Below are 21,854 nucleotides of genomic sequence, written 5' to 3'. Positions count from 1 at the left end.
TTCAGGACTCGCGATGGGTCAATCTGGCTGACCAACATAACTCAAAATGTTTCCGAATGTTGCGCAAATGCTACAGTTCGATGAACAACCCGAGGCTGAGCGAGCAGGGCCGCTCCCGCAACGAGCTCAATAATCCTTCGACACGCGGACGTTGGCGCTCTGTCGGCCGAGCGTCGAGATGCTCGACAGCAGCGATAGCCAGCGGGTCACCTGGAATTCGACCTGCGTCGCCGAATAGCCCTGACCGTCGGTGACGATCTCTGCATAGAGGCGCCGGGTCACGTATTTGCCGGCGGCGATCGAGGTGCCCTGGCCGGTCTGCGGATCGGCGGGGAGGATGCGCAGCCGGTCGAGGCCGGCGGCGCGGCGTACCGCGTTGATCGGGTTGAGGCCATTGCCGCCGTTCTGCAACGCCGCCACCGCCGCGGCGAGCTGCAACGCCTCCGGCGCGGACAATCGCGTGATCGAGGTGCCGAACAGCAGCCGCGAGAGCAGTTCGTCCTCGGGGAGCGCCGGGGTGCTGGTGAAGCCGATCTCGGGCTTGAGCGCGGTGCCGGTGACGCGAATCGTCGCGTTGAGGCCGGTGCTGTCGGCATTCGCCTCGATGTCGAGCACCGGATTGGCGGGCACCTCGCCGGCGAAGCGGATGACGCCGCGCGACAGCTGGAACTTGCGGCCGGCGAATTCATAGTCGCCGCGGATCATGTTCGCCTGGCCGGTGATCGCGGGGTTGCCGGGCTGGCCGGCGATGCCGAGGTCGGCGGACCATTCGCTCGACAGGCCGAGGCCGCTGACGATGACCTTGTCGGGCGCCTTCGCCTTGATCGCCAGCGTCCACGGCGCGGGCGGCGCCTCGTCCTCCTCGCCGCCCTCGGGCAGATTGATCTCGCGGATCTTGAGCTGCGGCAATGCGCTGGCGGCGCTCGCCTGGCCGAGCCGGTAGCGGCTGCGGTCGAGGACGACGTCACCCGCGATCGTGCCGCCGGCGCCGTCGGAAGTGAAGGTGAGCGGCCCGGTGACGGTCGCGCCGATGTCGTCGCGGTTGATCATCACCGCGTGATCGGCGCGCAGCTTGAGGTCGAGGCCGATGCCGTGCGCCGCGGCGAAGTCGAAGCCGCCGCTGCCGGTGACGCGGCCGCCCTTGCCGGCGTCGGCGGCGAACCGGTCGATCTGCAGGCGCGAGCCGCCGAAACGGCCGGTCGCCTGGACGTTGGTGAGGACGGTGCCGGTATTGGCGCTCTCGATGCGTGCGCCATTGGCCTGGAGCACGCCGCGGATCACCGGCGCGCCGATCCGGCCGCTGACGTCGGCGCCGATCGCGACCGGGCCGGACAGGTCGAACAGTTCGAGGCCGGTCAGCCGCCAGACGGTGTCCGCCGGACCCTGGTAGCGCAATTGCGCGAACAGCGACGCGGCGGCGATGCGGCTGGCGAGATCGCCCTCCCCCAACGGCCGCAGCAGCGCCTGCGCGCGGCCGATCGTCCTGCCGCCCGAGGCCATCACCGCGCGCACGCCGAGCCGGTCGGCGGACAATACGGCGGCGAGGCCGAGGTCGATCGGTCGCGACGCCAGCACCAGCCCGGCGCGGCTGAGCCCGCGTACGGTGAGATCGGCCTTGCCGGTCGGCGCGGCGCCGGCGGCGGTCGCGTAGCTGACGCTGCCCGAGGCGGTGCCGCTGAGGCCGAGGCGCGGGTAGCCGATGTCGAGGATCGCCAGCGGCATGCGGGTGAGCGAGGCGTCGACCGCCAAAGCGGTGTCGCTGAACCGGCCGCCGACCTGCGCCTCGCCGCCGGCGAAGCTGAGGCGGGTCGGCGCGAGTGTCCAGCCGTCGCCGTCGCGGGTGATCCCGGCGGGCGAGAGCAGGCGCAGCGGACGGCGATCGAGCGTACCCTGCGCGGCGACCGAGAACCGACCAGGGGCGACCTGCGTCACCGTCTGGATGTCGAAGGCGCGGCCGCGCGAGCCGGCGATCGAGGCGCGCACCTCGCCGACGCCGCCGCGCAGTTTCGCATTGGCGGCGAAGCGGGCGAGGCTGAGCCGGCCCTGACGGACGCCGGCGCCGGTCGCGGTGAGGTCGAGCGCGGTGCCGGCGGGGTCGAGCAGCAGCGCGGCATCGACGTGGCCGCGGCGCAGGGTGGCGGCGCCGAGCCGCGCGTTGGTGGCGTCGAGATGCGTTTCGATACGCTGCACGGTGCCGACCGGGCGGAACAGCAGCTCCCCCGCCAGTCCGCCGCCGGTGACGGCGAGCCGGCCGGTGAAGCCGCCATGGCCCATCGCCAGCCGCCCGGCGGCGGTAGTGCCGCTGACCGCGATGCGATCGACGACGAGGATGTCGTCGACGCCGGGCGGCAGCAGCAGGATCGATCCCGCCGCGGTGAACGGCCCGAGCCGCGACCCGCCCTCGCCGCGCCAGGTGAAGCCGGTCGGGGTGGGATCGAGATGCGCGCGCACCTGCGACAGGCCGAGTGCGTCATTCGGGGCGGCGAACTGGAGATCGAGCGTCGGGCGATCGATCTTGCCGTCGAGGCGCAGCGTCACCGGACCGTAGGTGCCGTGGCGGCCGCTGGCCTCGATATGGAAGGTGTCGTCGACGCGGCGATAGCCATTGCCGCGCAGCGTGAGCAGCGGCGAGGTCAGCACCATGTTCGAGAAATGAAGCAGGCCGTCGGCGCTGCGTTCGAGGTTGGTGACGATCCGCGGCAGGCCGCCGGTGAGGCCGCGCAGGAAGCCGTTGTCGAGCCGCACCACCTGCGCGGTGCCGCGACCGACGATGCGCGTGCCCCGGCCGCCCGGACCCGGCACGACGCGCAGATCGGAACGCAGATCGACGACGCCGAGCCCCTTGATGAACAGGCGGTTGAGCGTGCCGTTGAGCCCGACCTCGTAGCGGCCGGTGGCGAGGTCGAGCGCGACCATCAGCCGGCCGGCCAGCTTGTCGGAGCGCAGCCGCAGCGCGTCGCCGGTCAGCAGCGACCCGTTGAGCACGAGCGGCCCGTCGAGGCTGAAGTTGCGCAGGATACCGCCGGCGACGGTGCCGATGCCGGTGACCTGCGCCGCGGTGAAGCGGGTCGGCAGCGTCAGCTTGCCCGGCCCGAGCCGGCCGCTGCCGGCGAGGCGGACGGTGTCGAGCCCGGTACGGTCGATCGCGAGCCGGTCCGCCTTCAGGCGATAATCGAAACGGGCGGTGCGGAAGCCGCCGTCGAGCACGGCACGCAGCTCGACACCGCTGCCGGACATCGCCGGGATCACCGCCGCCGGGCGGAGCAGCCGCGCGCGCAGTCGCACGTTGCGCCAGGCGTTGGCGCCGAGATCGACCAGCCCGACCGCATCCAGCGCGAGCGCCGGGCTGCGCAGGTCGAGCCGGCCGTCGAGGCGGCGGTCGGCGAAGGTCGCGTCGCCGCGGACGCGCATCCGCGGGCCGGCGACGCGCAGCGCGGCGCCGGTGACGATGCCGGCGGGGGCGATCTCGCCGGACAGCGTGTACCGGCCGTCGGTCGCCGCCAGCGCGAGGTCGAGCGCGCGCGCGGCACCGACGCGGCCGGTCGCCCTGCCCCGCCAGCGCGACCAGCGGCCGTCGCCGTCGATGTCGAGCGCGACGCTGCGCTTCAGTCCGAGGCTGCGCGCGAGCACGCCGCCGGCGGCGCCCGCGGCGCGGACGTCGACGTCGAAGCGGTCGCGGTCAGGCTCGGCGTCGAGGCGCAGGGCGAGCCGGTCGGAGCCGGCGATGCGCGCGTCGAGCCGGACCAGCGCGCGACCGTGGCGGATGTCGGCGCGGCCGGCGACGCGGCCGACCCGCTCGCTGCCGAGCACGCGGCGGGCGAGCACCAGCCGATCGACGCCCAGCGCACCGATGCGGATATCGAAATCCGGCAGGATCGGCCCCGAGCGCGCCGACGGCCGGGTATGGGGAACGTGAAACAGCGTCGCCTGCGCGATCGCGAGCCGCTTGATGACGAGCTGGTGCCGCGCCCAGCGCCACGGCGCCCAGTCGAGGTCGACCGCGGGCGCCTGGACGAGCAGACCGTCGAGATCGTAGACGCGCACGTCCTTGAGCCGCGACCGGCCGTAGAGCGAACCGTCGATCCGGCCGATGGTGAAGCGCAGCCCGTTGGCGGTGCGGATCGCGCCGATCCGTTGCGCCACCCAGCGATGACCGACGTCGGTGTCGACGATCAGCAGCGCCAGCGCGGCGATCGCGGCGAGCGCGGCCAGCGCAGTCGCGATGCGCCGCAGCCAGCGCCTCAAAACGCCTGCCCCAGCGACACGTAGACGGCGATGCGGCTGTCGCCCGGCTGCGGATTGAGCGGCGTGCCGACGTCGAAGCGGATCGGGCCGAAGTTGGAATAATAGCGGACGCCGACGCCGGCGCCGTATTGGAAGTCGCCGAGCTTCGGGATCGCGCTGGTGTAGATCGTGCCGCCGTCGAGGAAGGGGACGATGCCGAAATTGCCGAAGGTCTTGACCCGCGCCTCGATCGAGAATTCGGCGAGGCTGCGGCCGCCGATGGGATCGTTGTTGACGTCGCGCGGGCCGATCGCCTGATAGCCGTAGCCGCGTACCGAGGCGCCGCCGCCGGCATAGAAGCGCCGCGACGGCGCGATGCTGTCACGCGATGCGCCGAGGATCGAGCCGAGCCGGATACGCTCGGCCAGCACGACGCCGCGGTGCGCCGGCTGGTAGGCGCTGGCGTCGATCTGCACGCGCGCATAGCCGAAGGCGTCGTTCTCGAGCGAGAATTCCGGGCTGAACCGGCCACCGAGGCGGAAGCCGCGGGTCGGGTTGAGCAGATCGTCCGAGCCGTCGTAATTGAGGCTGGTCGGCGCGGCGGCGATGTAGAAGGTGCGGCGGCGCGGCTCGCCGGTCGCGGCGATGACGTCGCGTTCGTCGGAGCTGAGCACCTCGCCGCCGATCGACCAGGTCCAGGTCTTCTGGAAGAAGATCGTCGTCTGCCGCTCGATATTGGCGGCGACGGTATAGGTCTTGGCCTCATAGGCGTCGCGCTGGACGTGGCTGGCGGAGATCTGCGCGGTGAAGACGCGATCGCGGTCGCCGAAATTGTTGCGGCGGAAGACGACGCTGCCGAGCTGTTCGCGGGTGCCGAGCACGCTGCGCAGCGTCAGCGCGCCTTCCGGCGGGAACAGGTTGCGATGCGTCCAGCTCAATTCGGCGCGGGCGCCCTCGCCGGTGCCATAGCCCAGCTCGCCGGCGATGGTGTGCGGCGGCGCGGCGGCGAGCTTGACGCCGATGTCGACGGTGCCGGATGCGTCGCCAGGGATCGGCTTGACCTCGACCGAGGAGACGAGCCCGGTCTGGATCAGCGCGCGACGCAGATCGTCGAGCGTCGTCGCGTCGAATGTATCGCCGGGGGACAGGCGGGCGATCTCCTGCACGTGTCCGGCGTCGAACACGCGGTTGCCGGGCAGCGCGACGAACTTGCCGAAGCGGCTTTCGGCGCCGGGCGCGACCTGGAGGTCGAGCGTCGCGCTCTTGCTGGCGTGGTCGACGACGACCTGCGGTTCGCCGACGTCGGCGAAGGGGAAACCGGACTGGCCGATCTTCGCGGTGAGGCGCGCGGTGCCGGCGACGATCGCATCGGCATTGACCGGATCCTGCGGCTTTACCCCGAACGCCTCGCGCAGCGGCTGTGCCTTGGTGCCCGCTGCGGCGATGCCGCCGAGCGTCACGTCCTTCAGCCGATAGAGCGTGCCGGGCTCGGCGGCGAGCACGACGAGCGGCTTGGCGCCGGCCTCGACCCGCGTCGTCACGCGCGCGTCGTAATAGCCCTCGCCGCGCAGCAGCGTCTGGAGCAGGTCGGCGTCCTCGCGCGCCCGGCGGTCAAGCTGCGCGGCATTGGCCACGCTGCCGTCGTTGGCATCGAGCGTCGAGAGTTCCTCGAAGCGCTTGCGCAGCAGCGGCGTCGCGGCGGTGTCGATACCGTCGATCCGCCAGCTATAGCGCCGTTCGGCGGCCCCGTCGGTCGCCGCCGCGGCCGCCGCGCCGGCGGGGTCGGCGCCCAGCTCGGGCCAGGCGACACCGATGTCGGGCAGCGGCGCGAGCGGTGCATTGGGATCGAGCGGCGTCGCCTCCGCCGGCATGGTCTGCGCCGCGGTTTGTCCGGGAAGAAGGAGCACGGCAGTCGCGCCAAGCCCGAACCACCCCAAACGCAACAGCATAGCGCCGTCCTAGCGTGCGTCCGTGACTCGCAACAGTCCCATTTCCGACGCTTTTGCGCTCGAACGAGCGTGCATATCGCCCGGCCGGGCGCGGTATGGCCGCGACGGCGAGCTAGACCAAGGTTGCGGTTGCGCCGTCGCACCCGGCGCGGGCATGCGAGCGAACGTTCGCCGATGAAAGGAACGCCATGAAGGCCCTGCCCCTGCTCGCCGCGCTGGCCGTGTCGCTCGTCCCCGCCGCCGCGGTGGCGGAGGACCAGTTCAAGCTGCTCGTGATCGCCGCGCCGAGCACCTATCATTATGAATACATCCCCGTCGCGCGGGAGAATCTGGAGCGGCTGGCGCGGCTGCACGGCTTCGCAGTGACCTGGACGAGCGACGGTACGGCATTCGACGGCGATCTCGGCCAATATGCCGCGGTGATGTTCCTCAACACGCCCGCCGAAACGCTGAGCGAACCGAGACGGCGGCGGTTCGAGGCCTATATGCGCGGCGGCGGCAATGCGATGGTGGTGCATCGCGCCGCGATCATCCCGCCGGCGGCGTGGCCGTGGTACGAGCAACTGGTCGGCCGCTCCTTCGTCAACCATCCGATGCTGCAGACCGGCGTGGTGACGGTGACCGACAAAAGCTTCCCGGCGACCTTCGGCCTGCCCGATCGCTGGATCTGGAGCGACGAATATTACGTCACCGCCAACCCCTATAAGGTGACGATCCATCCGGTGCTGAACGCCGACGAGACGAGCTACGATCCGACGCGGATCTGGCCGGGGCAGATCGGCCGGCGGATGGGCAAGGACCATCCCGAGGCCTGGTATCATTCCTATGAGAAGGGGCGCGTCTTCGTCACCCTGCTCGGCCACAATGTCGAGATGTACCGCGACGACCGTTACCTGCAACACCTGCTGGGAGGCATCTACTGGACCGCGACCGGGCGCGGGCAAGGGTGAGAGGCAGGGATCGGGTTACCGGGTCATCGCCGGCCGCCCCGGCGCGGGCGTGGAGGGCGATCTGGCGTCTCGCGGCGGGACGTGGCAGGACCGCGGCATGGCCGAAACTCCTCCTTCCGCCGCCGGCGGCATTCTCGTGGCGATCTGCTCGATCGGCGGCGCGGTCGTCGGCCTGATCCAGGGTCAGGTGACGATCGGTTTCCTCGCTGGGCTGGCGATCGGCGCGGCAGGTGCGGTCGCGGTGTGGCTGCGCGACAGCCGCCGCTGATCAGCGCGGCTCGCGCATCAGCCAGACGACGCGGCCGATCACCTCCACTTTGCCGTCCGGCACCGGCGGCGCGGCGGGATTGTCGCTGGCGATCGTCAGCCTCTCACGGCGCCGCGCGATACGCTTGACCATGACGGCGTCGTCGATGCGGATGACGAAGACCCGCCCCTGCGCATCGGGGGTGCGACGCGCCTGATCGACGACGATCAGGTCGCCGTCGACCAGCCCCGGCTCCATCGGATCGCCGCGCACGCGGACGATCGCCGCCATCCCCTCGCGCAGCCCCAGCCGCGTCGCCAGCGCCGGATCGATCGCCGCCGCGCCAAGCGTCACCTCGCCGTCGACGAACGCGCCCGGGCCAGCCGAAGCGGCGACGTCGAGTCGCGGCAGCGTGAACGGCCGGCGGCCGGGGTCCCCTCCGAGCTCGACCTCATCGACACCGAAATAATCGGCGAGCCGGCGGCGATCGTCGGGCGCGAGCCGGCGCGGCGAGCCGCGTGCGACGAATTGCTGGAGATAGGCGGCGTTGCGGCCGAGCATCGCCGACAGCGCCGCGAGGCTGTCGCCCCGCGCCGCCGCCAATGCCTTCAGCCGCAGCCCTGCCTCGCCTTGTGCCATGCCGACGGATGTAGCGTAGGAAATTTTCCTAGACAAGTTGGATCGACCGGAACAGATCAAGAACATCACCCCAGGGATTCGGGAGGGAACGATGTCACTGCTGCTCAAGATCGACCGCTATCTGCGGCGGACCAACATGTCGCGGACGCAGTTCGGCCGGCTCGCGGTCAACGATCCGAGGCTGGTCACCGACATGGTGCGCGGTCGCGTGATCGGCCCGGCGGTCGCGGCACGAATCACGCGGTTCATGGACGGGACGGAGGCATGATCCGCCGTTCCGACGGACAGACCCGGCTGCATCGCGCGCTGGCGGCGAGTGCCGCCTGTCATGGGCTGACCGTGCACCCCGTCACGGTGCACGAGCGGCCGTGGTCGAGCGCCACCTTCACTGGCTGGCGGCTGACGCTCGACCTGGCGATAGGCGGTGGCGATCCCGGCGACTGGCTGGCGGCGCTGCCCGAGGAGGATCTGCCGGTGCCCGGCCGGCTGGTTGCCGACCTGGTGGTGATGCACGCCGCCGGCGCGCGCGCGACGCTGGCGGTGCTGCTGCTGGAGAGCGGTGATGGCTTCGGCTAAGCTGCTGCAATGACGATCACTTATCGCAGCTATCTGCGCCTGCCGGAATTGCTCGACCTGCAAACGCCGCTGAGCGGCGTGCATGACGAATTGCTGTTCGTGACGATCCATCAGGCGTCGGAGCTGTGGATGAAGCTCTGCCTGCACGAACTCGGCGAAGCGCGGCGGCGGATCGCGGCGGACGATCTGCCGCCGGCGCTCAAGATGATGGCGCGGGTCAGCCGCATCCAGACGCAGCTCATCCAGTCGTGGGAGGTGCTGGCGACGATGACCCCGGCGGATTATGCCGCGATGCGTGGCAGCCTGGGGCAGAGTTCGGGCTTCCAGTCCGACCAATATCGCTGCCTCGAGTTCATCATGGGCAATCGCAATGCGGCGATGCTCGCGCTGTTCGAGGAAGAGGCCGTTCGCGCGCGCCTGACGGCGGAGCTCGCGGTGCCGAGCCTGTACGACGAGGCGCTGCGGCTGCTCGCGCGCCGCGGCCTGCCGGTGCCCGCGGGACGGATCGAGCGCGACTTCGCGCAGATCGCGCCGCCGTCGCGCGAGGTCGAGGCTTGCTGGGCGATCGTCTACGGCCAGCCGCACGATCATTGGGATCTCTATGAGCTCGCCGAGAAGCTGGTCGATCTGGAATATCACGTCCAGCTCTGGCGGTTCGGGCATCTCAAGACGGTCGAGCGGGTGATCGGCTTCAAGACCGGCACCGGCGGCACCGCCGGCGTACCCTATCTCGCCAAGGTGGTGGAACAGCGTTTCTTTCCCGAATTGCTCGACGTGCGCACGAGTTTGTAGCGCGACGAAGCGAGAGATCGACACGACGAACCGCGAGCGAATGCGCTTGGATATAATGTAACATGTCGCCTAGATGCTTCGCACCTGCACAATCGCGGGTTCTCTATCGTGCACCGCGGAGTTTCGATGCTGAAGTTTTCCCTGCTGGCCGGCGCTGCCCTGATCGCTGCCCCCGCCCTCGCCCAGACCGATCCGGCCGCCACCCCGGCGCCGCAGAGCCGCGACATCATCGTCACCGCGGCGGTGCCGCAGAGCGAGCGCGACGTGTTGCAGGGCACTTCGGTGATCTCTGGCGAGGAACTGACCCGCAACCTGCGCCCGACGATCGGCGAGACGCTGGCGCGCCAGCCCGGCGTGTCGGCGACCTCGTTCGGACCGAGCGCGTCGCGGCCGATCCTGCGCGGCTTCCAGGGCGATCGCATCCGGGTGCTGACCGACGGCATCGGCTCGATCGACGTGTCGAACACCAGCGTCGATCATGCCGTCATCATCGATCCGCTGCTCGCCGAGCGGATCGAGGTGCTGCGCGGCCCCTCCGCGCTGCTGTTCGGCTCGTCGGCGGTCGGCGGCGTGGTCAACGTCATCGATACGCGCATCCCGCGGACGGTGCCCGAGAACGGCTATCGCCTGAACGGCATCGCCAATTACGGCTCGGCAGCGAACGAGCGGTCGGGCGGCGCGGCGGGCGACGTCGCGGTCGGCGAGCATCTCGTGCTGCATGCCGATGGCTCGTACCTCAAGGCGGACGATCTGCGCACCGGCCGCGGCTATCTGCTGTCGCCGAGCGCGCGGGCCGCGGCGCTGAGCCAGGTCGGCCTGCCGCAGGATACCGACGAGCCGATCGACTTCGCCGCCTCCGCCGGCCTGCGCAACCGCCTGCCCAATTCAGCGGCGACGACGTGGACCGCGGGTGCGGGCGCGTCGATCATCACCGACACCGGCAATCTCGGCGTGTCGTACAGCCATTACGACAGCCTCTACGGCGTGCCGATCCGCTATGCGACCGCGGTCGGGCAGGAGCAGGAGGCGCCACGGCTGTCGGTCGTGCAGAACCGCGTCGACCTGCGCGGCGAGGTCAACACCGGCGGCGAGTGGCTCGACAAGATCCGCATCCGCGCCGGCCAGGCGAGCTATCGCCATTTCGAGCTGGAGGAGGACGGCAGCGTCGGCACCGCCTTCTACAACAAGGGGCTCGAGGGGCGGCTCGAGATCGTCCAGGCGAACCGCGGCGGCTGGCAGGGCGCGAGCGGCGTCCAGTATTTCAACCGCATCTTCAACGTCGTCGGCGACGAGGCCTTCCTGCCCAAGAACGAGACCAACCAGACCGGCTTCTTCACGCTGCAACAATATAGCGCGGGGCCGTTCCGCGCCGAGGGCGGGCTGCGCTACGAACTGACCGACGTCGCCGGCCGCGTGCCCTATGGCGAGGACCGGTTCTTCGGCGGCACGCGCCATTTCGAGGCGCTGTCGGGCTCGATCGGCGCCTCCTATGCGATCGGCGACGGCATCCGCATCGGCCTCAACGGCTCGCGGACCGAGCGGGCGCCGTCGGCGGAGGAACTGCTCGCCAACGGGCCGCATGCCGGCACGCAGGCCTATGAGCTGGGCAGCCCCGACTTCCGGCTGGAGAAATCCTGGGGGCTGGAAGCGACGCTGCACGCGCATGGCGACGGCTACAGCTTCGACGCGTCGGCTTATTACAACTGGTTCACCAACTATATTTCGGAGAACCGGGTCGATCCCTCGGTCTGCCTGACGCGCACCGACGAACTCGATGGCCTGCCCTGCTTCCAGTACCAGCAGGGCGACGCGCGCTATTACGGGTTCGAGGCGGATGCCTCGGTGCGGCTGGCGCGGATCGGCGATTACACGATCAACGCCGACCTGCTCGGCGATTACGTCCACGCCAATATCGTCGACCTCGGACCGGCGCCGCGCATCCCGCCGGCGCGCGTGCTCGGTGGCATCGAGGCGCAGGGCGAGCGGCTCGGCGGGCGCGTCGAGGTGGAGCATGTCTTCGAACAGAACCGCATCGCCGCGTTCGAGACGCCGACCAGCGACTATACGATGGTCAACGCCTCCGCCTCGATCAGCCCGTTCGGCAAGGACAGCAAGACGAGCCTGCTGCTGTCGGCGAACAATCTGTTCGACGTCGTCGCGCGGCGCCATTCGAGCTTCCTGAAGGATTTCGCGCCGCTCGCCGGGCGCGACATCCGCGTGACGCTGCGCTTCGGGTTGTAGGGCGTTCGTATTCCTCCCCCTGGCGGGGGAGGACTTTCTCGGGCCTTGCCCTCCTGCCCCATCCCCCGTACCGCACCTTCAAAAGGAGACGATGCGATGGCCGGCATGGGCAAGTTCGACTGGGCCGATCCCTTCCTGCTCGACGATCAGTTGAGCGAGGACGAGCGGATGATCCGCGATACCGCGCGCGGCTATGCGCAGGACAAGCTTGCGCCGCGGATCGTCGAGGCGTTCCGCACCGAGCACACCGATCCCGCGATCTTCCGCGAAATGGGCGAGCTCGGCCTGCTCGGGCCGACGCTGCCCGAGGAATATGGCGGCGTCGGCGCGGGTTACGTCGCCTACGGACTGGTGGCGCGCGAGGTCGAGCGGATCGACTCGGGCTATCGCTCGATGATGAGCGTGCAGTCGAGCCTCGTGATGTATCCGATCTTCGCCTACGGCTCGGAGGATCAGAAGCGCGCCTTCCTGCCCAAGCTGGCGAGCGGCGAATATATCGGTTGCTTCGGGCTGACCGAGCCCGATGCCGGTTCCGATCCCGGCGGGATGACGACGCGGGCGCGCAAGGTCGATGGCGGCTACGTCCTCTCCGGCGCCAAGACCTGGATTTCGAACAGTCCGATCGCCGACGTCTTCGTCGTCTGGGCCAAGTCGGACGCGCATGATGGCGCGATCCGCGGCTTCGTGCTCACCAAGGACATGAAGGGGCTGTCCGCGCCGAAGATCGAGGGCAAGCTGTCGCTGCGCGCCTCGATCACCGGCGGCATCGTGATGGAGGATGTCGAGGTCGGCGAGGATGCGCTGCTCCCCGGCGTCGAGGGATTGAAGGGGCCGTTCGGCTGCCTCAATCGCGCGCGTTACGGGATCAGCTGGGGCGCGCTCGGCGCGGCGGAATTCTGCTTCCATGCGGCGCGCCAATATGGCCTCGACCGCAAGCAGTTCGGCACGCCGCTCGCCGGACGGCAGCTCTACCAGAAGAAGCTCGCCGATATGGAGACCGAGATCGCGCTCGGGTTGCAGGCGTCGCTGCGCGTCGGGCGGCTGATGGACGAAGGCCGGTTCGCGCCGGAGATGGTCAGCCTCGTCAAGCGCAACAACGTCGGCAAGGCGCTGGAGATCGCGCGGATGAGCCGCGACATGCACGGCGGCAACGGCATCTCGGGCGAGTATCAGGTGATGCGCCATATGATGAACCTCGAGACGGTGAACACCTATGAGGGCGCGCACGACGTCCATGCGCTGATCCTCGGCCGCGCGATCACCGGGATCGCGGCGTTTTGAACCTGCGGCTGGCGCAGGAGGCGCGCGGTGGCTGATCAGCCGCTGGCCGGGCTCAAGGTGCTCGAACTCGCGCGTATCCTCGCCGGCCCGTGGGCGGGACAGGTGCTTGCCGATCTCGGCGCCGAGGTCACCAAGATCGAGAGCCCCGCCGGCGACGACACGCGGACGTGGGGGCCGCCGTTCGTCGACTATGACGACGGCACGCGCGACGCCGCCTATTTCCACGCCTGCAACCGCGGCAAGACGAGCCACGTCATCGACTTCACCACCGCCGAAGGGCAGCAGCGGGTCCGCGCCCTCGCCGCCGACGCCGATGTGCTGATCGAGAATTTCAAGGTCGGTGGGCTAGTCAAATACGGGCTCGATTATGCCAGCCTGTCGGCGCTCACCCCGCGCCTCGTCTATTGTTCGATCACCGGCTTCGGTCAGGACGGCCCCTATGCGCCGCGCGCGGGCTATGATTTCATCGTCCAGGGGATGAGCGGGATGATGGACCTGACCGGCGAACCCGACGGTGCGCCGCAGAAAATCGGCGTCGCGATGGCCGATATCACCACCGGCCTGTATGCGGTGATCGCGATCCAGGCGGCGCTGGCGATGCGCGAGCGGACCGGGCGCGGCCAGTGGATCGACATGGCGCTGCTCGACACGATGACCGGGGTGCTCGCCAATCAGGCGGCGAATTACTTCGCCAGCGGCGTCACGCCGGCACGCGTCGGCAACGCGCATCTCAACGTCTGCCCCTATGCGGTGTTCGAGACCGCGGACGGCTGGTTCATCCTCGCGGTCGGCAACGACGGCCAGTTCCGGCGCTTCTGCGCCGTCGTCGGCCTGAACGCCGACGATCCGCGCTATGCGACCAACGCGTTGCGGCTGGAACATAAGGCGCCGCTGTTCGCCGCGATCACCGCGGCGACGCGGACCTTCGCGCGCGATGACCTGCTCGGCGGGCTGGAGGCGGCGGGCGTGCCGGCGGGGCCGATCAACACCGTCGAACAGGCGCTCACCGATCCGCAGGTGCTGGCGCGGGGCATGGTGCTCGACCAGCCGCCGATCCGCGGGCTGCGGACGCCGATCCGCTTTTCCGACGCCGCGCTCGCGACCGACCGGCCGGCGCCGCGGCTGGGCGCGGGCGACCGCGCCGATGCGGCTCAGCCGAAGCGATAGGCCGACACAGCCCAGCCGAGCACGACGTCGCGATAGTCGCATACCGCCGCCGCCTCGCCGCCTGCACCGAGCGCGACCATCAGCGGCAGCAGATGCTCGGCCTCGGGGTGGGCGAAGCGGGCGTGCGGCAGGCTTTCCCAGTCGATCACCCGCGCCGCGCGGCGGGCGGAATCGGGATCGGTGACCGCGTCGGTGAGCGCCGCGTCCCATGCGGCGGCGACCGGCGTCACCTGCGACCCGCGGGCACGCAGATTGTGGAAGCTCATCCTCGATCCGACGATCAGCACGCCTTCGTCGCGGAGCGGTGCGAGCGCCCGCCCGATCGCGACATGCGCCGCCGGGTCGAGGTCGGCGCGCAGCGACAGTTGCGCCAGCGGGATGGTGGCGGCGGGGTCGGCGACCATCATCGGGTCGTGCGACAATCATCTGGATCGAACCGCGGCGTTTCGCCTTGACCGAATCAACATTCAAGGTCGTCGATGGAAATTCGTCCCCCGCCATGGCAGGGCTATCGCATATAGCTGCGGTGATGAGGCTCGATCGGTTTCCTCATCAGGTCCGTCACCCCGGACTCGTTCCGGGGTCCACCGGGCCGCAAGGGAATGGTGTCGAATCCGGCCTTTCTCCTCGCCGCAGGGTGGACCCCGGAACGAGTCCGGGGTGACGGGGTGGGTTTGGAAGACGACAGACTCGCACGAGCCTCCATATGCGATTGCCCTCCCCCGCCAAGGGAAGGAATTTGATTGAATGTCGATCCGCTCTAAGAGGCGCCATGTCGCGCCTCACGGTCAACAACCAGCCGGTCGAATACCGGCTCGATCCCGCCACGCCCCTGCTGTGGGCGTTGCGCGACGCATCGAACCTGACCGGGACGAAATATGGCTGTGGCACCGGCGATTGCGGCGCGTGCACGGTGGATGTCGACGGGCGCGCGGTGCTGTCGTGCCGGGTCGCGATCGGATCGGTCGAGGGCAGCTACGTCACCACGATCGAGGGCCTGTCGCGCGAGCGCAACCACCCGCTGCAACTCGCCTTCATTGCCGCCAACGTGCCGCAATGCGGCTTCTGCATCCCCGGCATCCTCATGGCCGCCGCAGTGCTGCTCAAGCGCAGTCCCGATCCCAGCGAGGCCGATATCCGCGGCGCGATCCGCAACCTGTGCCGCTGCGGCATCTATCCGCGGCTGATCGAGGCGATCCAGCGTGCCGGTCGCGCCGCCCGCGGCGAGGAGACGATCCCCGCCGGCGCGCGACCCGGTATCGATCCCGCCGACGCGGCGCGCGTCGTTCCGGCGCTCGTGCCCCCGCCGCCCGACGCCGCGCGCGGCAAGCTGTCGGAACGCTGACGATCCAATTCAGCTTTGTCACATCGCGTCGTCGCTAGAAGGAGTCATCATCGGAGTCGGCTCGTGCGCCGGCGGGTTGAGGACGAACAGGATGAAGACCGTGATCAAGGCGTTGCTGGCGGCATCGATGCTGATGCCGGTGGCCGCGCAGGCGCAGGACGGACGCGGCGGCTGGGACCAGCGCGGGCCGGGGCCGGACCGCGGCCCACGCCCGGATGCCGGGCCGCGGCCGGAGCCCTCGGGCGATCGCGGCTGGGAGGGCCAGGGTCGCGCCGAGCGGCCGCAGCCGGGCGACTTCGGTCCGGATCGTGGTCCGCCGCCGCCGCGCGAGCGCCGCGACGACGGTCCGGGGCGCGGCCCCGGCGATGGGGGAGCGGGCTTTCGCGACGACCGTCCCGATCGCGGGCCGCGGCCGGATCGCGACGACCCGCGCCCCGACCGCGGCCCCAACGTCGGCTGGGGCAATGTCGGCCGCGGCAACGTCGGCCGTGCCGACGACGGCCGCGGCTGGGACGAGCGCCGTTTCGACGATCGCGGCCCGGCGGCGCGCGACTGGCGCGCGGGGCAGCGGGGCGGCGCCTGGGACCGGCGCTGGCGCGACGACGACCGGTATGACTGGAACCGCTATCGCGCGGTGAACCGCGGCGCCTATCGCCTGCCGCGCTATTACGCGCCGTCGGGCTGGGGCCGCGGCTATCGCCGGTTCGGGGTCGGCGTGCCGCTGTCGCCGGTGTTGTTCAGCCGCGCCTATTGGATCGGCGATCCTTATGCCTATCGCCTGCCCGAGGCCTATGGTCCGTATCGCTGGGTACGCTATTACGACGATGCGCTGCTGGTCGACCTGCGCAGCGGGCTGGTGATCGATACGGTGTACGGCATCTTCTATTGATCGGGCGGGGCGTTAGCCTGCTTTGACGGTTGTCTTTGCGGCGCGGCGACGGCATTTTCCCGCCATGTTCGCCCGTCGCAAAGCGCCCGCCCCTTCCCCGCTGCGCCAGCAGGCCGGTGCCCGCGTCGCGCAGCGGCTCGACGCCAATCCCGCCGTCGTCCGTGCCGAGGTGCCGGCGATCCAGATCTATTATCAACTCGATTTCCTCGATGCGGCGCAATGCGCGACGCTGATCGCGATGATCGACGCCAATCGCCGGCCATCGTCGCTGCTGTCGGATCGCGCCGACCCCGGCTTCCGCACCAGCGAGAGCTGCGACATGAACCGCTATGCGCCCGAGGTGCAGCCGATCGACGAGGCGATCGCGGCGCTGCTCGGCCTGCCCGCCGACCATGGCGAGACGCTGCAGGGCCAGCGCTATGCCGCCGGACAGCAGTTCCGCGCGCATCACGACTATTTCCACGAGACGGAGAGTTATTGGAAGCAGATGCAGGCGTCCGGCGGGCAGCGGACGTGGACGACGATGATCTATCTCAACGACGTCGCCGAGGGGGGCGCGACCTGGTTTCCGCAGGCCGGGTTCAAGATCGCACCGCGGCAAGGGCTGCTGCTCGCCTGGAACAACATGAACCCCGACGGCACGCCCAATACGGCGACGCTGCACGAGGGGACGGCGGTGGTGGAGGGGACGAAATATATCGTCACCAAGTGGTTCCGCGAGCGTTCCTGGCTCAAGCGGTCCAATTGACCCGATGCCATAGGGTGGGAGCCGGGACGACCCGCGGCGAAATCGTTGCGGCTGCTTCCTTCCGGACCTGACCGGGTTGGCGACGACCACGTCCGCCCGACTCCCGCGCAAGCCTATGCCGACCTCGGGCCGCGGGATCAAGGGGTGAGTTGGATCAACGCCCTGCCCGATTCAACGCGACGAGCTTTTCGAACACGTCGAGATCGAGCGCCTGTTTGAAGCGGCAGCCGGCCGCGAAATCCTCGGCCCAGCGGACCTCGGCGGCGATCGGCGCTTCGCCGGGCAGCGTCAGCCAGATCATGCTGTGGCGGGTCAGCGGACAATAGGTCTGGAGGCGTGCGCCGTGGATCGAGATGTCCACGACCTTGCACAAGGCGCGGTTGGCCTTGCCGATATCGCCATCGAACGAAACCGGCGTGCGCGAGGCGCGACGCCGGCCGTAGGTCAGTGCAGGTTCGAACTCTGCCGCGAACATAGCCACGGTCTATCCAGACCATGGTTATGTTCGCGTTAACGCGCAGATCAGCTCTTGCGGAGGGTAAGACCGCCGCCGAAGCGCTTGTTGAAGCGGGCGACCTGGCCGCCGGCGTCGAGCATCGTGCCGCGACCACCGGTCCACGCCGGGTGCGCCAGCGGATCGATGTCGAGCTGCATCGTGTCGCCTTCCTTGCCCCAGGTGGAGCGGGTCTCGAACACGGTACCGTCGGTCATCTGGACCTTGATCATGTGGTAGTCGGGATGGGTATCTTTCTTCACGTCACGATGCTCCGGATTCGGCTGGTTCCGACCAGCCTGGAAGGGAAGCGGCGCCCGTAGAGGAGCGCCGCGGGAAAGTCAAAATGTGATGCCTTCCCCCGTTCGTGCTGAGCCTGTCGAAGCACAGGTGGGTCTCACCTGCCCTTCGACAGGCTCAGGGCAAACGGAGGGGGCCGGTCCGCTGCTCAGGCCTTGGGCGGGTCGGCGATCATCGCGGTGAAATTGGCCTCGGCGACGACCTGGCCGTCGATCTTCGCGACGCCAGCGAACTTGCACACCGAGCTGCGCTTCTGGACGAAGGTCGCCTCCAGCCGCAACAGCACGCCCGGCTCGACCGGCTTGCGGAACTTGGCGCCGTCGATCGCCATGAAATAGACGAGCTTGCCCGAGCCGGCGAGGCCCAGGCTCTCGACCGCGAGGATGCCGGCGGCCTGCGCCAGCGCCTCGACGATCAGCACGCCCGGCATGATCGGCCGACCGGGAAAATGCCCCTGGAAGAAGCCTTCGTTGATCGTCACCGCCTTGATCGCCGCGATCGACCGGTCGAGGATGATCTCCTCGACCCGGTCGACCAGCAGCATCGGGTAGCGATGCGGCAGGGCCGCCATGACCCGCCCGATATCGAGCGGCCCCATGGTCGTGCCCTGCTGCTGGGGTGCGTCGTCGCTCACCCGTGCAGCCTTAGCGGCCCTGCGGCGTGGCGCGCGGCGCGGCGCCGGCGGCCGGTGCCGGGGTGCCGGCGGCGGGAGCGGGCGCACCGGCCTGCTGACGACGGGCGGCGTTCGCATAGACGAGCTGGCGATATTGCTGCAGCAGCTCGACGGTCTGCTGCTGCGGCTGCCAGTTCGCCGGCGGGGTGATCGAGACGGTCGGCGTCGAGCGGTCGAGCTCGGCGATGATGTCGCGCGTCACGTCGGTCGCCGGCGGCGCGTACTGGATCGCATTGGGCGCGAGCACGACGGTGATCTTCTTCGCGGCGACGACGGCGCGCAGCGCCGGATCGTATTTGGCGGTGATCTGCTCGAGCGCATAGGCCTGCGCCTTGATCGCCGGACCCTGCAGCGATTCGATGTTCGGCTGCGCCTTCTGCTGCGCGGCACGGACCTGGTTGCCGATCGCGCTGTTCTGCGCCTCGGCGGCGGCGGCTTCGGCCTGGCTGACCTGGCCGTCCTTGTTGGTGTCGAGCAGCGTGCGCAGCTGCGTGTTCAGCGCGGTCTGCGCCGCAGCGGCCTGATCGAGCTGGGTCTTGTAGGTGGTCGAGATCTGCTGGTTGGCAGCGTCGAACGCCTTGGCGCTGAAGATCGCCGCATCGGCTTGCGCCGTGGCGATACCGGCCGTCTGCGCGGTCGCGGCGCCGGCCGCCAGCGCGATCGAGGCGCCGGCGAGTGCCGCCAGCGAGGTCTTGGTGATCGTCTTCATTAGAACTGAGTCCCCACGTTGAAGGTAATAAGCTTGGGATCGTCACCCTTCTGCGTGACGAGCGCCTTGGCAAGGTCGATCCGCAACGGACCGAATGGCGAAGTCCAGTTGACGCCGACGCCGATGCTGACGCGCGGCGTCGCACTGCTGGCGTAATAGGTTTCCTTGAACGGCGAAATCGGCGACTGATAGCCGATCGCGTTGGTCGAGCTGCCGGCGCAGACGCCGCCCAGCGTTTCCGAATAGCCGATCGCGCAGGTCGTGAAAGCACCCGCCCCCGTCGCCGCGCCGGTCGGCACCTGATACAGCTGTCGCCCCGACGAATCGAGCAGCAGGCGCTGGATCGGCAGTACGGTGACGTTGCCTGCGGCGTCGGTGATCGTCGGGAAGTTCGCGGTCGGCAGCGGCCGGGTCAGGCCGAACAGGCTGCCCGCCTGGACGTAGATCGACGGACGCAGGCCGAGTTCGCGCGCACCGGCGCCCAAGGGGATCTCCAGCTCGGCGCGGGCGAGATAATAAGCGCGACCGCCGAGCGCGTCGTCGACGAGCTGATCGCGATCGGTGACGAGGATCTGCTTACCCGTCGTGGTATCGACCGTATATTGCTGGCGCTGGACGCGCGGACCGACGCCGCGGATGTCGAAGCCGCGGAACTGCGGTTCGCCGAGATAGAAGCGATCGGTGATGCGGATGCGGTCGACGCCCTCGCCGCGGCTGCCTTCGAGCGACTTGATATAGCCCGCCTCGCCGACCAGCGAGCCGATGAAGCCCGAACCGACGTTGACGAACTTCGAGCCTTCCAGCCGGGTGCGGATGTACTTCACGTCGCCGCCGAGGCCGGCGAAATCCTGGCTGAAGCTGAGCCGCTGACCCGCGGTCGGGCGCAGGCGGCTGTTGAGGCTGTCGTAGATCAGCGAATAGCCGACCGACGAAGTCCAGCGGTTGCCGATCGCCTCGCAGAGATAGCGGCCGGCCTTGAGCGGGTCGCAGGCGCCGTCGGTGAAATAGGTCGACTGGTCGAGCCCGACCTCGTCGTAGGACAGGCCGTAGCGGCCGGCGAGCGACCAATATTCGGTCAGCGGCACGCCCATGCGAACCTGGAAGCCGGTCGACACCTGCGAATAGGTCGTCTGGCGCTGCGTGCCGATATAGTTGAACGAATTATAGTCGCGGCGGAACACGTCGACGCCGACCGCGACGTTCTTGTCGAACAGATAGGGCTCGGTGAAGCCCAGCTCGACCGACTTCGAATAGGTCGAGTAATTGACACCGGCACGCAGCACCTGACCCTTGCCGCGGAAGTTGTTCTGCGTGATGTTGGCCTGGATGATGAAGCGTTCGAGGCTGGAATAGCCGACCGAGAGCTGGAGCTCGCCGGTGCTCTTCTCTTCGAGCGTGGTATCGAGGATGATGCGATCGGGAGTCGAGCCGGGGGTCTGCTTGATCTCCATCTTGTCCTGGAAGAAGCCCAGCGAGTTGATGCGATCTTGCGAGCGCTTGACCTGGAAGCTGTTGAACGCGTCGCCCTCGGCGAGACGGATCTCGCGACGGACGACCTTGTCCTGCGTCTGCGTGTTGCCGTTGATGTCGATCCGCTCGACATAGGTGCGCTGCGCCTGCGCGATGTGGAAGTTCAGCCCCATCGTCAGCGTGTCGGCGTCACGCGCATAATCGGGCTGCACGTCGGTGAAGGCGTAGCCGAACAGGCCGGCCGCCTCGCTCAACTGGTCGATCGACGTCTCGACCAGCTTGGCGTTGTACCAGTCGCCCTTCTTGACCGGCAGCGACGCCGCCAGCTTCTTGTTGTCGAAGTCGCGGATCTCGCTGTCGACGGTGACGTCGCCGAATTTGTAGCGCTTACCCTCTTCGACCACATAGGTGATGATGAAGTCGCGCTTGTCGGGAGTCAGCTCGGCGACCGCCGAGGTGACGCGGAAATCGGCATAGCCCTCGGTCAAATAGAATTGCCGCAGCTTCTGCTGGTCGTAATTCAGGCGATCCTGATCGTAGGAGGTGTTGGACGAGAGCAGGCGGAACCAGCGCGATTCCTTGGTGACCATCTCGCCGCGCAGCTTGCCGTCGTTGAAGATCTCGTTGCCGATGATGTTGATCTGGCGGACCTTGGACTTCGGCCCTTCGGTGATCTCGAACACCACGTCGACGCGATTCTGGTCGAGGCTGACCATCTTCGGGCTGATCACCGCCGCGAACCGGCCCTGGCGGCGATACAGTTCGATGATCCGCGACACGTCCTGGCGGACCGCGGTGCGGGTGAAGATCTGCCGCGGCGCGAGCTTGATCTCCTTGGTGATCTTGTCGCTCTTGAGCGCCTTGTTGCCCTCGAGGATCACACGGTTGATGATCGGATTCTCGCGGATGCGCAGCACGATGTCGCCGGTCTCGACGCCCGAGATCGAGAAGTCGACGAACAGGTCCGACGCCTGCAGATCCTTCAACGCCTGATCGAGCGTCTCGGCGGTATAGGGGATGCCGACGCGCAGCTTGGTATAGGACAGCACCGTCTCGGGCTCGATGCGCTGCGAACCCTCGACGCGCAGCGTCTTGATCGTGCGTGCCACGGCCGGAGTCGCAGCCTGCGCCGTCGCCGGGGCAGCCGGTGCGGCGGGCGTG

At 69.0% G+C, this 21,854-nt stretch carries 19 protein-coding genes, 1 other RNA gene and 1 pseudogene; 11 read left to right on the top strand and 10 right to left on the bottom strand.

All coding sequences use genetic code 11. The annotated features are described in order from the left end of the window. Positions 1-126: 126 nt before the first annotated feature. Both FFS23_RS10430 and FFS23_RS10425 read right to left on the bottom strand, forming a co-directional pair. A complete protein-coding gene (locus FFS23_RS10430; protein ID WP_171009452.1) occupies positions 127-4,245 on the bottom strand; it encodes a translocation/assembly module TamB domain-containing protein in 4,119 nt (1,372 codons plus the stop codon). Next, positions 4,242-6,173 carry an autotransporter assembly complex protein TamA gene (locus tag FFS23_RS10425; RefSeq protein WP_137898571.1) on the bottom strand — a complete coding sequence of 644 codons (1,932 nt, stop codon included), beginning with the start codon at positions 6,171-6,173 and terminating at the stop codon, positions 4,242-4,244. Before FFS23_RS10425 ends, FFS23_RS10430 begins: the two co-directional genes overlap by 4 nt. A gap of 188 nt (positions 6,174-6,361) precedes the next feature. On the opposite strand from FFS23_RS10425, the gene FFS23_RS10420 reads away from it, so the two are divergent. Together FFS23_RS10420 and FFS23_RS20090 are read left to right on the top strand one after the other, a co-directional pair. Then, a complete protein-coding gene (locus FFS23_RS10420) occupies positions 6,362-7,123 on the top strand; it encodes a ThuA domain-containing protein (RefSeq protein WP_137898570.1) in 762 nt (253 codons plus the stop codon). Between the two features lie 97 nt (positions 7,124-7,220). Beyond that, entirely contained in the window at positions 7,221-7,391 is a 171-nt protein-coding gene (locus FFS23_RS20090) for a hypothetical protein (protein ID WP_171009451.1), read from the top strand. On the opposite strand, the gene FFS23_RS10415 is transcribed toward FFS23_RS20090, so the two are convergent. Beyond that, complete coding sequence (locus FFS23_RS10415; protein WP_137898569.1) at positions 7,392-8,009, bottom strand: LexA family transcriptional regulator; 618 nt, start codon at positions 8,007-8,009, stop codon at positions 7,392-7,394. It lies immediately after the preceding gene. 91 nt (positions 8,010-8,100) lie between these two features. Here FFS23_RS10415 and FFS23_RS20085 point away from each other — a divergent pair, with 91 nt between their 5' ends. The 6 genes from FFS23_RS20085 (at position 8,101) to FFS23_RS10390 (ending at position 14,066) form a co-directional block, all read left to right on the top strand. Then, positions 8,101-8,277 (top strand): hypothetical protein, encoded by a 177-nt coding sequence (locus tag FFS23_RS20085; RefSeq protein ID WP_171009450.1) that lies wholly within the window; start codon positions 8,101-8,103, stop codon positions 8,275-8,277. Continuing rightward, the gene (locus tag FFS23_RS10410) at positions 8,274-8,585 is read left to right on the top strand and encodes a hypothetical protein (RefSeq protein ID WP_212742944.1); all 312 of its coding nucleotides are present in this window, start codon (positions 8,274-8,276) and stop codon (positions 8,583-8,585) included. The genes FFS23_RS20085 and FFS23_RS10410 overlap by 4 nt, the downstream gene beginning before the upstream one ends. A gap of 9 nt (positions 8,586-8,594) precedes the next feature. Then, positions 8,595-9,377, top strand: coding sequence for a tryptophan 2,3-dioxygenase (locus FFS23_RS10405; protein WP_137898568.1), 783 nt, complete (start codon positions 8,595-8,597; stop codon positions 9,375-9,377). Positions 9,378-9,503: 126 nt separating this feature from the next. After that, on the top strand, positions 9,504-11,618 hold the full coding sequence (locus FFS23_RS10400) for a TonB-dependent receptor (protein ID WP_171009449.1): 2,115 nt from the start codon (positions 9,504-9,506) through the stop codon (positions 11,616-11,618). A gap of 96 nt (positions 11,619-11,714) precedes the next feature. Continuing rightward, a complete protein-coding gene (locus FFS23_RS10395; protein ID WP_137898567.1) occupies positions 11,715-12,899 on the top strand; it encodes an acyl-CoA dehydrogenase in 1,185 nt (394 codons plus the stop codon). Between the two features lie 27 nt (positions 12,900-12,926). Beyond that, the gene (locus tag FFS23_RS10390; protein WP_137898566.1) at positions 12,927-14,066 is read left to right on the top strand and encodes a CaiB/BaiF CoA transferase family protein; all 1,140 of its coding nucleotides are present in this window, start codon (positions 12,927-12,929) and stop codon (positions 14,064-14,066) included. On the opposite strand, the pseudogene FFS23_RS10385 reads toward FFS23_RS10390, so the two are convergent. Further along, a pseudogene (locus FFS23_RS10385) lies at positions 14,051-14,476 on the bottom strand (DODA-type extradiol aromatic ring-opening family dioxygenase); the annotation flags it as partial. The gene FFS23_RS10390 and the pseudogene FFS23_RS10385 overlap by 16 nt on opposite strands. A gap of 362 nt (positions 14,477-14,838) precedes the next feature. On the opposite strand from FFS23_RS10385, the gene FFS23_RS10380 reads away from it, so the two are divergent. From FFS23_RS10380 to FFS23_RS10370, 3 genes are all read left to right on the top strand, one after another. Further along, positions 14,839-15,411, top strand: coding sequence for a (2Fe-2S)-binding protein (locus FFS23_RS10380; protein ID WP_137898565.1), 573 nt, complete (start codon positions 14,839-14,841; stop codon positions 15,409-15,411). 91 nt (positions 15,412-15,502) lie between these two features. Then, on the top strand, positions 15,503-16,300 hold the full coding sequence (locus tag FFS23_RS10375; RefSeq protein ID WP_137898564.1) for an RcnB family protein: 798 nt from the start codon (positions 15,503-15,505) through the stop codon (positions 16,298-16,300). 64 nt (positions 16,301-16,364) lie between these two features. Next, positions 16,365-17,048, top strand: coding sequence for a 2OG-Fe(II) oxygenase (locus FFS23_RS10370; RefSeq protein ID WP_137898563.1), 684 nt, complete (start codon positions 16,365-16,367; stop codon positions 17,046-17,048). Between the two features lie 10 nt (positions 17,049-17,058). On the opposite strand, the gene ffs is transcribed toward FFS23_RS10370, so the two are convergent. The 6 genes from ffs to bamA form a co-directional block, all read right to left on the bottom strand. Beyond that, an RNA gene (gene ffs, locus FFS23_RS10365) (signal recognition particle sRNA small type) lies at positions 17,059-17,156 on the bottom strand. A 46-nt stretch (positions 17,157-17,202) separates the two neighbouring features. After that, positions 17,203-17,523, bottom strand: coding sequence for a PilZ domain-containing protein (locus FFS23_RS10360; RefSeq protein WP_038659864.1), 321 nt, complete (start codon positions 17,521-17,523; stop codon positions 17,203-17,205). Positions 17,524-17,570: 47 nt separating this feature from the next. Further along, positions 17,571-17,804 carry a 50S ribosomal protein L31 gene (gene rpmE / locus FFS23_RS10355; protein ID WP_037535430.1) on the bottom strand — a complete coding sequence of 78 codons (234 nt, stop codon included), beginning with the start codon at positions 17,802-17,804 and terminating at the stop codon, positions 17,571-17,573. 185 nt (positions 17,805-17,989) lie between these two features. Continuing rightward, the gene (gene fabZ, locus FFS23_RS10350) at positions 17,990-18,439 is read right to left on the bottom strand and encodes a 3-hydroxyacyl-ACP dehydratase FabZ (RefSeq protein ID WP_038659868.1); all 450 of its coding nucleotides are present in this window, start codon (positions 18,437-18,439) and stop codon (positions 17,990-17,992) included. Between the two features lie 46 nt (positions 18,440-18,485). After that, positions 18,486-19,223, bottom strand: a complete 738-nt coding sequence (locus FFS23_RS10345) for an OmpH family outer membrane protein (protein WP_038659872.1) — start codon at positions 19,221-19,223, stop codon at positions 18,486-18,488. Beyond that, positions 19,223-21,854 (bottom strand): outer membrane protein assembly factor BamA (gene bamA, locus FFS23_RS10340; RefSeq protein WP_249340625.1); only part of this gene is annotated, 2,632 nt, incomplete at its 5' end. The genes bamA and FFS23_RS10345, both read right to left, overlap by 1 nt.

Source organism: Sphingomonas sp. 2SG (genome assembly GCF_005503285.1).
GTDB classification, from domain to species: domain Bacteria; phylum Pseudomonadota; class Alphaproteobacteria; order Sphingomonadales; family Sphingomonadaceae; genus Sphingomonas; species Sphingomonas taxi.
This window is presented reverse-complemented; position numbering and strand designations above follow the sequence as displayed.